Source organism: Pseudochrobactrum sp. AO18b (genome assembly GCF_000409565.1).
Taxonomy (GTDB): domain Bacteria; phylum Pseudomonadota; class Alphaproteobacteria; order Rhizobiales; family Rhizobiaceae; genus Pseudochrobactrum; species Pseudochrobactrum saccharolyticum.
On record NZ_ANNO01000285.1, the window covers coordinates 1 to 10,249 of the forward strand.

At 51.2% G+C, this 10,249-nt stretch carries 9 protein-coding genes and 1 tRNA gene; 6 read left to right on the plus strand and 4 right to left on the minus strand.

The window, feature by feature from the left end:
* Both A918_RS0111810 and A918_RS20275 read left to right on the plus strand, forming a co-directional pair.
* The coding region (locus A918_RS0111810) for an oligosaccharide flippase family protein (RefSeq protein ID WP_022711271.1) at positions 1 to 1,422 on the plus strand (1,422 nt) is incomplete at its 5' end.
* A 2-nt stretch (positions 1,423 to 1,424) separates the two neighbouring features.
* Complete coding sequence (locus A918_RS20275; RefSeq protein ID WP_022711272.1) at positions 1,425 to 2,546, plus strand: GNAT family N-acetyltransferase; 1,122 nt, start codon at positions 1,425 to 1,427, stop codon at positions 2,544 to 2,546.
* A gap of 3 nt (positions 2,547 to 2,549) precedes the next feature.
* On the opposite strand, the gene A918_RS0111820 is transcribed toward A918_RS20275, so the two are convergent.
* Positions 2,550 to 3,407, minus strand: a complete 858-nt coding sequence (locus A918_RS0111820; protein WP_022711273.1) for an EamA family transporter — start codon at positions 3,405 to 3,407, stop codon at positions 2,550 to 2,552.
* A 129-nt stretch (positions 3,408 to 3,536) separates the two neighbouring features.
* Here A918_RS0111820 and A918_RS0111825 point away from each other — a divergent pair, with 129 nt between their 5' ends.
* The gene (locus A918_RS0111825) at positions 3,537 to 4,424 is read left to right on the plus strand and encodes a LysR family transcriptional regulator (protein WP_022711274.1); all 888 of its coding nucleotides are present in this window, start codon (positions 3,537 to 3,539) and stop codon (positions 4,422 to 4,424) included.
* Positions 4,425 to 4,429: 5 nt separating this feature from the next.
* Here A918_RS0111825 and A918_RS0111830 read toward each other — a convergent pair whose 3' ends face one another.
* Both A918_RS0111830 and A918_RS0111835 read right to left on the minus strand, forming a co-directional pair.
* Complete coding sequence (locus A918_RS0111830; RefSeq protein WP_022711275.1) at positions 4,430 to 5,209, minus strand: glycosyltransferase family 25 protein; 780 nt, start codon at positions 5,207 to 5,209, stop codon at positions 4,430 to 4,432.
* A 137-nt stretch (positions 5,210 to 5,346) separates the two neighbouring features.
* Positions 5,347 to 5,431 (minus strand) — tRNA-Leu (locus tag A918_RS0111835).
* Positions 5,432 to 5,708: 277 nt separating this feature from the next.
* Between A918_RS0111835 and A918_RS0111845 the strand changes: the two genes are divergently transcribed.
* Complete coding sequence (locus tag A918_RS0111845) at positions 5,709 to 6,299, plus strand: YqaA family protein (protein WP_022711277.1); 591 nt, start codon at positions 5,709 to 5,711, stop codon at positions 6,297 to 6,299.
* An 81-nt stretch (positions 6,300 to 6,380) separates the two neighbouring features.
* On the plus strand, positions 6,381 to 6,911 hold the full coding sequence (locus A918_RS0111850) for a disulfide bond formation protein B (RefSeq protein WP_022711278.1): 531 nt from the start codon (positions 6,381 to 6,383) through the stop codon (positions 6,909 to 6,911).
* Between the two features lie 23 nt (positions 6,912 to 6,934).
* Here A918_RS0111850 and A918_RS0111855 read toward each other — a convergent pair whose 3' ends face one another.
* Positions 6,935 to 7,492 carry an HNH endonuclease gene (locus tag A918_RS0111855; RefSeq protein WP_022711279.1) on the minus strand — a complete coding sequence of 186 codons (558 nt, stop codon included), beginning with the start codon at positions 7,490 to 7,492 and terminating at the stop codon, positions 6,935 to 6,937.
* A gap of 519 nt (positions 7,493 to 8,011) precedes the next feature.
* Between A918_RS0111855 and A918_RS0111860 the strand changes: the two genes are divergently transcribed.
* Entirely contained in the window at positions 8,012 to 10,195 is a 2,184-nt protein-coding gene (locus tag A918_RS0111860) for a malate synthase G (protein ID WP_022711280.1), read from the plus strand.
* Positions 10,196 to 10,249: the final 54 nt, after the last annotated feature.

Sequence of the window (10,249 nt, forward strand, 5' to 3'; positions counted from 1 at the left end):
GACGCATTGCCTGCAAAATTTCAGATCACATCACTGGCTGAAAGATTCCTGCCTGCAAAACGGGCAGAACAGTTGCGTCCTTTTTTGCAGCGGGCAGACGGCTTGTTCTCCGGTGAGGATGAACAGGCTCAGGCCAAACGCTCTTCGCTGATTGCTTTTGCAATTCGTATTGCCGGTGCGGCTCTGGCACTGCTCAGTCAGGTTGTGCTGGCCCGTCTGATGGGCAGTTTTGAATTCGGTATTTATGTCCTTGTCTGGACGGTTACGCTTATTCTCGGCGACCTCGCCTGTTTCGGTTTCCACACCACGATTATCCGCTATGTTCCGCAATATTTGCAGAAAAATCAAACAGATGATGCACGCGGCATTCTGCGCACCGGTCCTGTTTTCGCACTGATCAGTGCAAGCATCATTACCCTGATTGCGATTGCAGTGCTCAAAATTCTGAGTGCAGAATTCGAGCCCTATTACTGGCCTGCTTTCCTTATCGGCATTCTTTGTATTCCGGCTATTGCGCTCGGCAATATTTATGACGGCACAGCACGCTCACAGGGCTGGATTCTGGCAGCACTCAGCCCCGGCTATATTTTCCGCCCGCTGATGATGCTGCTGATCTTCATCTTGTTGCTGCTGACAGGATGGCAGCCGCAGGCCACCACAGCACTTATCGCAGCCTTTTCCGGCACTGCGATGACCGTCATCAGCCAGCAACTATTCCTGCGCAAACGCATTGCAACAGTTCTGCCAAAAGGTGCGGGAACCTATCATTTACGGGAATGGATACGGGTATCCCTGCCGATATTCCTCATTGAAGGTTTCTTCTTCCTGCTCATCAATATTGATGTGCTGATGGTCGGCCGCATGATGGAACCGGATAGTGTAGCGCTGTATTTTGCGGTCACCAAAGTGCTGGCACTGGCGCATTTCGTTTATTTTGCCGTCAAATCCAGTGTGGCGCAGCGCTATTCCCAGCTGCTGCATGGCGGCGACAGACAGGCCTTCAACGATTTCGCCCGCAACTCCGCCCGCTGGACATTCTGGCCGTCTTTATTGCTCGGTATTCTGTTGCTGACCGCCGGCTGGCCTTTGCTGGCATTGTTCGGTCATGAATTCACCAAAGGCTATCCGCTATTGTTCATCCTGATTTTCGGGGTGATTGCGCGCGCCAGTGTCGGCCCTTGCGAAAGCCTGCTCTCCATGTCCGGCAATCAGAATATCTGCGCGCTGCTCTATGCGCTGGCACTGATCGTCAATATCGCGCTGAACATTACCCTGATCCCGCTTCTGGGCTTGAGTGGCGCAGCAATTGCCACGGTCTGCGCTATGGCCACAGAAGCAGCCACCCTCTCCTTTGTGGTTTATAAACGTCTGGGTATCACAATGTTTGTGTTTGCCCCTTCAGCCCGCCGTGCCGGAGATTAATCATGATGCAAATCTTGCAGAAAGCTGAAGCTCTTGAGCATCTGAAAAATTTGCAGATCCCGTCTGTTGCAGAAGCAAATATTTTCAATCATCCCGATTTTTTGCGCCCTGCAGTTGCACATTTCGCATCCGATAATTGCGCAGTGCTCCTTAACGATGATTCTGAAACCGCATTTCTGATGCCCTTTCAGCTTGCCCGTGCCGGACTTGGTTTTAAAAAGTCACTTTGCGGCTGGAGCAATATCTATGCCACGCAAGGCACACCATTAATCGCTGCAGGCAATCCGACACACACTCTGGAAACAGCGCTGGCTGTATTACAGCAAACGGAGCGCGGATTGCCGGATACGCTCATTCTGCCGGATATCAATCTCGAAGCCCCTGTTGCAATTGCGATCAAAGAACTGGCACAATGCCAAAATCTGCCGCTTCATATTGTGCGATATGAAGAACGTCCGGTTTTGTGTAATGGAAGTGATGCAGAAACCTATCTGACCAATGCAATCGGCAAAAACCATCGCCGTGAATATCGCCGCCTGTGGCGCAGACTGTCCGAAACAGGCAGTCTGGAGTACCGCATTATTACAGGTAAAACGGCGCTCAAAGATGCATTCAATGACTTTCTGTCACTGGAAGCTGCAGGCTGGAAAGGTACACGCGGCACGGCTTTTCTGAGCAAACAGGCTGATGCGGATTTTGCCCGTGAAACTGTCCTCTCCTTGGCCGAGCGTGATCTGGTACGCATTCATACCCTGACACTGGATGACAGGCTCATTGCCAGCCTTGTGGTCTTTGTGCAGGGGGATCAGGCATGGACGTGGAAAACCGCCTATGACGAAGCTCTGCGCGCCTACTCTCCCGGTGTGCTGCTGATGATCGAAGTACTGAAAAACCATCTGGAAAATCCGGCATTGCGCATCACCGATTCCTGCGCCATTCCTGATCATCCGGTGATGTCGCGCCTGTTTCATGAGCGCGAGAGTTTCGGCACAATTATTCTTGGCCTGGGCGCCCAAAGCCAGCAGAACGTGTCTAAAATAGCCCGCCAGCTCGACCGCTATGACCGCCTGCGCTCAGCATTACGCCACATCAAATCCCGCCTGCAAAAACGACTGAAACGCTAAACGTCAAATTTTACGCGCCTGTACACGCTGCCCGAGCCAGACGCTGAACAGCACAATCGCCATACCGGTGATTTGTAACAAGTTCAGTTGCTGGTTCAGCAATACCCAGCCGAGGATCACAGCTGTCAGCGGGCTTAAAAAACCGAGTGAAGCAGCGACAGATGATTCCAGTCGTGCCAATCCGCGAAACCACAAAAGATAGGTGACAGCACCGCCGATCAGGCCGAGATAAATCAGCCCCAGCCAGTTTGTCAGTGTCAGTACCGGCAAAGCGGGCTCCAGCGACAGAGCTACAGGTACCAGCAACAAACCACCGGCCGTCAGCTGCCATGCAGTAAAAGTAAGCGGAGAAACCGGCGGTTGCCAATAGCGGCTCAGAACCGTGCCCGCAGCCATCGAAAATGCACCGGCCAGCGCTGCAATGATCCCTGTCTGATCCAGCACACCATTGGGCTTCAAAACGAGGAGCGCCACACCGGCAATCCCTGCCAGAGCTGCGGCTACCGCAACAATGCGCAATCTCGTTCCTAGCACCATTCGCGCCAGAAACACGACAATCAGTGGCTGCACAGCGCCCACTGTGGCTGCAACACCACCGGGCAAGCGATAGGCAGCGACAAATAACATTGCCCAGAAGAATGAAAAATTCAGCGCACCAAGGATAAACACCCGCAGCCACCAGATACCCTGCGGCAATTGCCGGACAAGCAGCAAAAGCAACAATCCCGCAGGAAGAGCACGCAGCATCGCGACTGTCATCGGATAACCGGCAGGCAGCATTTGCGTGGTAACAATATAGGTACTGCCCCAGATCGCCGGCGCCAATGCTGTCAGCAGCAAATCCGTGCGTGTCGATGTCATATATTGTCTCCGTAAGTTCTCATATGCCGGTACAGCGCACCATAATTACAATTTTTGGAGATGATAATTTCTTGTTTTACGATTATATTACCAACCAAAAGTTTTGAATATTTTGATTACAGGCAAGATATGGATCAGCTCAGCGCATTACGTCTCTTCCGCAAAACCGCTGAGCTGGGTAGTTTTGCCGAAACTGCACGCGCAAGCGTACTGACTGCGGCAGCGGTCGGGAAAAGCATTGGTGAGCTTGAAGCCCATCTGAAAGTCCGGCTGTTCAACCGCACCACGCGACGCATGAGCCTGACAGAAGCCGGTACGCTCTATTATGAGCAGATTGCCCCGATCATCGAACAGCTTGAAGAAGCCGACCGCTCGCTGACACCACATAATAATCAGCCATCCGGGCTGTTGCGCGTGACTGCACCGCTGACCATGACGATTGTCAGCCTATCCCGATTCATACCGGAATTTTTAGAGCGCTATCCTGAGATCACACTGGAGCTCAACCTCGATGACCGGCAGATTGATATTGTCAGGGAAGGTTATGATATCGCCGTCAAAGGCAGCGACAGTTTGAAGAATTCCAGCCTCATAAGCAGACGGCTATCCACATTGCATCATGTGGTTTGCGCTTCGCCTTCTTATTTCGAAAAGCATGGTAAGCCTAAAGAACCGGCGGATCTGCGTCACCACAATTGTATCCGCTACAGCCTCTCCGGACATGTCCATGAATGGGAATTCCGCAAAGGAGAAAGAACAGAGCGCATACCGGTGACCGGACGCTATATTGTTTCATCCAGTTTTGCAGTGCGCGATGCTTTATGCGCCGGTTTCGGCCTCAGTCTGATCCCGCTGAGCTATGTACAAAATGATCTTGCGGAAGGCAGACTGGTTACAGCACTGGACGACTGGCAGCAGATGGAAACCGGCATTTACGCCTTTTACCCGTCACGCCAATATCTGGCACCCAAGGTGCGGGTATTTCTCGATTTCTTAAGCGAAAAGCTCGAAAGTTGAGAAAATCAGTCACGGGCGCCCGGAACCCGTCCCCAGCGCTTCTTGGTGAAACAATTGATGTAAAGTCCCCATAAACCGGTTTTACCACGGACAAACACTCGCTTCACTTCACGTTTCAGCCTTTGCATTTTGGCCGGCGGGCAATATTGCGAAGACCGCTCAGGACTCAATGTGCTTTCCAGCCCCGCTTGCATGCAAATTGCAGGACTGACCTGATAAACCGTCATTTGCGGGAAGAAACCACAGGATGGCGTAAAGAGGAGATGATCGATCGGCGAGGCCGCATCATTCATACGGCACAGTAATTTTCTCGCGCAATCACGGGAAACAATATAGCCGGCAGCAAGTATATGCTGGCTGCGCAATTGTGCCACTGTATAGTGACCGGCAATTGTCACAACCGGCTTGTCAGTCAGAACTTTTTTGCCCTGAGTTTCAATTTTAATCAGTTCGGCATTGTCCGGAATCCAGTCTGTGGATTCAAAAAATTGCCGCGTATCTTTCGATAGGGTCACATCATCTTCAAAAATTGCTGCGAAACGATCTTCACCCTGCGCTATGAGCTCCAGACACCTCCGGTGGCTCAGAAAACAACCGATTTCTGTTCTTGTCAGAGGCTCTTTCCAGGACGGTATGCGAATGATGGACGCCAATTCCTGATCGCTGAGATTTTTGCCATCCACAGCCGCGACACGTTCAAAAGGAACTGACGCTTTGGCAAATTGCTCCTGCATGCGCACCAAGCGTTCAGGACAACGATCCAGATTAATCAAATAGGCTTTCACTGCAATTTCCGCCCTAGAGAATATTCTCTTTCGGTAAAATATGTCCGCATATCTTTCAAGAGATATTAGGTATATTTTACTCAAGTTTACGGTAAAAAGTGAAAGAAAGTTGCGGCGAAATTTTGTCAGGGAAAAAGTGGTGCGGGTGGTCGGAATCGAACCGACACTCCTTTCGGAACCGGATTTTGAGTCCGGCGCGTCTACCAGTTCCACCACACCCGCACATTCGCAGGCACTTCATACTCAAAGCGCTGCACTGGTGCGCCGAAATATAGTGAGAACCACCTTCCCGTCAACTGCAAAACCTGTTTGTTTCAAATTATTTCAACAAAATTCACCCGCGCAGAAAATTCAGCCTTTGCTCACGGATTGTAAAACCATTCATAACGATTTCCGGCACACATTGCCCTGCGAAGTTTTTCGTTTTACACACAGCATCAAAATTCCGCATGGCTTTGGCCTGTATCATCATAATTGCTGAGAACCGACAGAGGCCATCATGCTGCGCAAACTCTACGACTGGACCATTTCCCTTGCAGCGCGTAAATCCGCAGCTGCATGGCTGGCCGTCATCGCTTTTCTCGAAAGCTCGGTTTTTCTGATTCCCGCAGATGTCCTGTTCGTACCGATGGGTATCGCCCGCCCGAAAAAAGTTTGGCATTACGCACTGATTGCCACGGTCATGTCCGTGCTCGGCGGTATTCTTGGCTGGTATATCGGTCATTATGCCTATGAAACCGTCGCCAAGCCGGTTCTGCATTTTTACGGCAAGCTCGATACATTCGAAGCCATGCGCGGCAGCACAAGCGCCGATATGATTCTGCTGCTGCTCATCACTTCCGGCCTGTCTCATCTGCCGCCGATGAAAGTTGTAACCATTCTCTCCGGCGCCGCAGGCGTCAATATCTGGCTGTTTATTCTGTCAGCTATTATTACCCGTGGTGCACGTTTCATATTGCTGGCATGGCTGTTGCAGCGCTTTGGCGAACCGATCCGCAACTTCATTGAAAAGCGTCTCGGATTGATCGCAGCCACGGTTGCCGTCATCCTGATTCTGTTATTTATGGTCGTAAAATATCTTCACGCCTAAAAAGCATCAGGCAGCCATGTTTATGCCATAAGGTCATGGCTGAGCTGGGTTTAAACTGATTTTTGCAACAAGGATTTTCCTGTGTCTTCAACCGGTACTGCTCAGACAACCCGTTCGCAACATACGCTTATTTCAGCATTTCTTGCGGTAAGCATGGCCGGTGTCGTGGGCTCCGCACTGGCGTTTCAATATATTGGCGGTTATCTGCCGTGCAAATTATGTCTTGAAGAGCGCATTCCCTATTATATCGGCGTACCGCTGATGCTTCTCAGTGCATTGCTGGCAGCACTTGGAAAATCGGAAAAACTGACCCGTCTTTTCCTGCTGATCGCCGGATTGCTGATGACCTATGGCCTGATTCTTTCTGTCTATCATTCGGGTGTGGAATGGAAATTCTGGGCAGGACCTGCCGATTGCGCAACCGGTGCAGTATCCATCACCACCAGCGCAGGCAATCTGCTTGGTGATCTCAATGCGGTTAAACCGGCCGCCTGCGATGTTGCCGCCGGACGTTTCCTCGGTATTTCCTTTGCCGGCTGGAATGGTGTTGCTTCGCTGATCCTCGCAATCATTGCCTTTTACGGCGCATCGCTCAAAACCCGTAAAGCGTGATCTAAAAAACCGGAGCTGTATCTTTACGGCTCCAGTTCCACATCCCAGTATAAATAATCCATCCAGCTTTCATGCAAATGGTTCGGCGGAAACCGCCTGCCGTTTTTATGCAGATCAAAAACACTCGGCATATAGGGTTTTTGTCGCGGCCACATTTGCGCTTTGGCAGGCATCATGCCGCCCTTGCGCAAATTACAGGGAGAACAGGCAGCAACCACATTTTCCCAGGTTGTTTCGCCGCCGCTGCAACGCGGTATAACATGGTCAAATGTCAGTTCATGATGCGCACCGCAATACTGGCACTCAAAACGATCCCGCAGAAACAGATTGAATCGTGTAAACGCCGGATAGGTCGGCGGAGCTACATAGGTTTTAAGACTGATAACACTTGGCAGCCGCATGGAAAAAGTCGGAGAACTGACTTCCGCATCATATTCCGCAACAATATTTACGCGCTCAAGAAAAACCGCTTTGATCGCGTCCTGCCACGACCAGAGGGATAAAGGATAATAGCTGAGCGGACGAAAATCCGCGTTCAGAACCAGTGCCGGCAATTTGCCGGCAAATGCGGCAATGTTCAAGAAACACCTCCTTTGTGCATCTTGCAACACTGCGGTTCATGCGATTGCAAAACGCGGCTTCAAAGAGACAGAGCAAACACGCGGCTTACCCTGCTTGCATTCCATTCCGTCTCTGCCAGCTATATTTTTGAGGCGCTTCACTCTTCAATGTACCTGACAGAATGATACGTGAAAAACGAATGCTTTTACCGGTCATAATATGTAAGCAGGACATGTCAGTATTGTGAAGCCAGACTGTTTATCAGTCAATTTCTATTCATGCTGCCGATGGATAATCCTGTAACAAAATCAGCCCTGCGCTTTCAAAATTCCGTGCTTTGATAAGGAATTCAGTCCCAAAAGCGCAAACAGTGTTTGATTACACGCATTATCGGCTTTGAATATTGTAGACAATTATGTAAACATACATTGACAGCTTTGACAAAACAAAGCCGTAACCGTGCTTGTCCATTGCCGCCCGTTCAGACTAAGCTGCGCAGGACAAGCTGGTTAGCATTGAGATCAGACAGGGAGCGAGTGATGAGTGGTCGTATTGAACATGCAGGTCTGCAGGTTGATCAGGAACTGAGCAATTTCCTGACAAGGGAAGTCTTGCCGGAAACCGGCATTGCGGCAGATGCCTTCTGGAGCGGTCTTGCCAGCATGGTCAAAGAACTGGCGCCCCGCAATAAAGCCCTGCTTGCCAAGCGTGATGATATTCAGGCTAAACTCGACGCATGGTACAAAGCCAACCGCAATTACGCGATGGCGGACTATCAGGCTTATTTGCGTGAAATCGGCTATCTCCTGCCGGAAGGTGAAGATTTTCAGGTCACAACCGCCAATGTAGACAGTGAGATTACCAGCCTTGCAGGTCCGCAGCTTGTTGTACCTGTCATGAATGCCCGTTATGCGCTTAATGCTGCCAATGCACGCTGGGGTTCGCTCTATGATGCGCTTTACGGCACGGATGCTATCAGCGAAGACAATGGCGCGGAAAAAGGCAAAGCCTATAATCCTGTGCGCGGCGCAAAAGTTATTGCATGGGCAAAAGCATTTCTTGATGAAGCCACTCCGCTGAGCGATGGCCGCTGGGATGAAATTACCGGTTTCTCTGTCGCCAATGGCCAGCTTGTTCTCACACTCGGTAACGGCAAAACTGCATCCCTGAAAAATACCCAAGGCTTTGCAGGCTATCAGGGCGATGCATCTGCCCCTTCCCTCGTGCTTCTGAAGAATAACGGGCTGCATATCGAAATCCGCTGCGATGCTGCTCATGTTATCGGCAAGACCGATCCGGCACATATTGCCGATATCACACTGGAATCTGCTCTCAGCACCATTCAGGACTGTGAGGATTCAGTCGCCGCGGTTGACGCTGCCGATAAGGTACTGGCCTATCGCAATATTCTCGGCCTGTTTAAGGGCACTTTGTCGGAGAGCTTTGACAAGGGTGGCAAAACCATCACCCGCAAGCTCAATGCCGACCGTAGCTATACTGCCCCTGACGGCTCCACCCTCACTTTGCCTGGCCGCTCACTGCTGCTGATCCGCAATGTCGGTCATCTGATGACCAATCCGGCTATTCTCGACAGCGAAGGCAATGAAATTCCGGAAGGCATTCTTGATGCAGCTTTCACCGCAGTGATTGCGCTCCACGATATCGGCACGCAGGACGGCAAACTCAAAGGCACGCATCTCAATTCCCGTACCGGCTCGGTCTATATTGTGAAGCCGAAAATGCACGGGCCGGAAGAAGTGGCCTTTGCCGCAGAAATCTTCGCTCGCGCTGAAGCATTGGCAGGTCTTAAGCCGAATACCCTGAAAATGGGTATCATGGATGAAGAGCGCCGTATGACGGTGAATCTCAAAGAAGCCATCCGTGCTGCCGAAGAACGGGTCTTCTTCATCAATACCGGCTTCCTCGACCGTACCGGCGATGAAATCCATACTTCTATGGAAGCAGGACCTGTTATCCGCAAAGGCGAAATGAAACAGGCGGCATGGATTGCAGCTTACGAAAACTGGAATGTGGATACCGGCCTTGCTTGTGGTCTGACCGGCCATGCACAGATCGGCAAGGGCATGTGGGCTATGCCGGATCTGATGGCGGCGATGTTGGAGCAGAAGATCGCCCATCCGAAAGCCGGAGCCAATACCGCATGGGTGCCGTCCCCGACAGCAGCAACATTACATGCTACGCATTATCACAAGATTGATGTGGCAGCGGTGCAGAACCAGCTCAAGTCCCGCACAAAAGCCAAGCTTGAAGACATTCTGACCATTCCTGTTGCCCGTGACACCAATTGGGCACCTTCAGATGTGCAGGCAGAAATCGACAATAATGCACAGGGCATTCTTGGTTATGTTGTGCGCTGGATCGATCAGGGCGTTGGCTGTTCCAAAGTGCCGGACATCAACAATGTCGGCCTGATGGAAGACCGTGCAACCTTGCGTATCTCGGCACAGCACATCGCCAACTGGCTGCATCATGGCATTGTCAGCGAAGCACAGGTGATGGAAACCATGAAGCGCATGGCCGCCGTGGTAGACGCGCAGAATGCCGGTGATGAAGCCTATCAGCCGATGGCTGCGGATTTTGATGGTTCTATCGCTTTTCAGGCAGCCTGTGAGCTGGTCTTTAAAGGCCGCGAGCAGCCAAACGGCTATACCGAGCCGGTTCTCCATGCCCGCCGGTTACAGTTCAAAGCTGCCCAAAAATAAATTCTTGACGCTTTTCACAAGCGGCATAAAAGTGGCGGACAAGTTCTTCTTGTC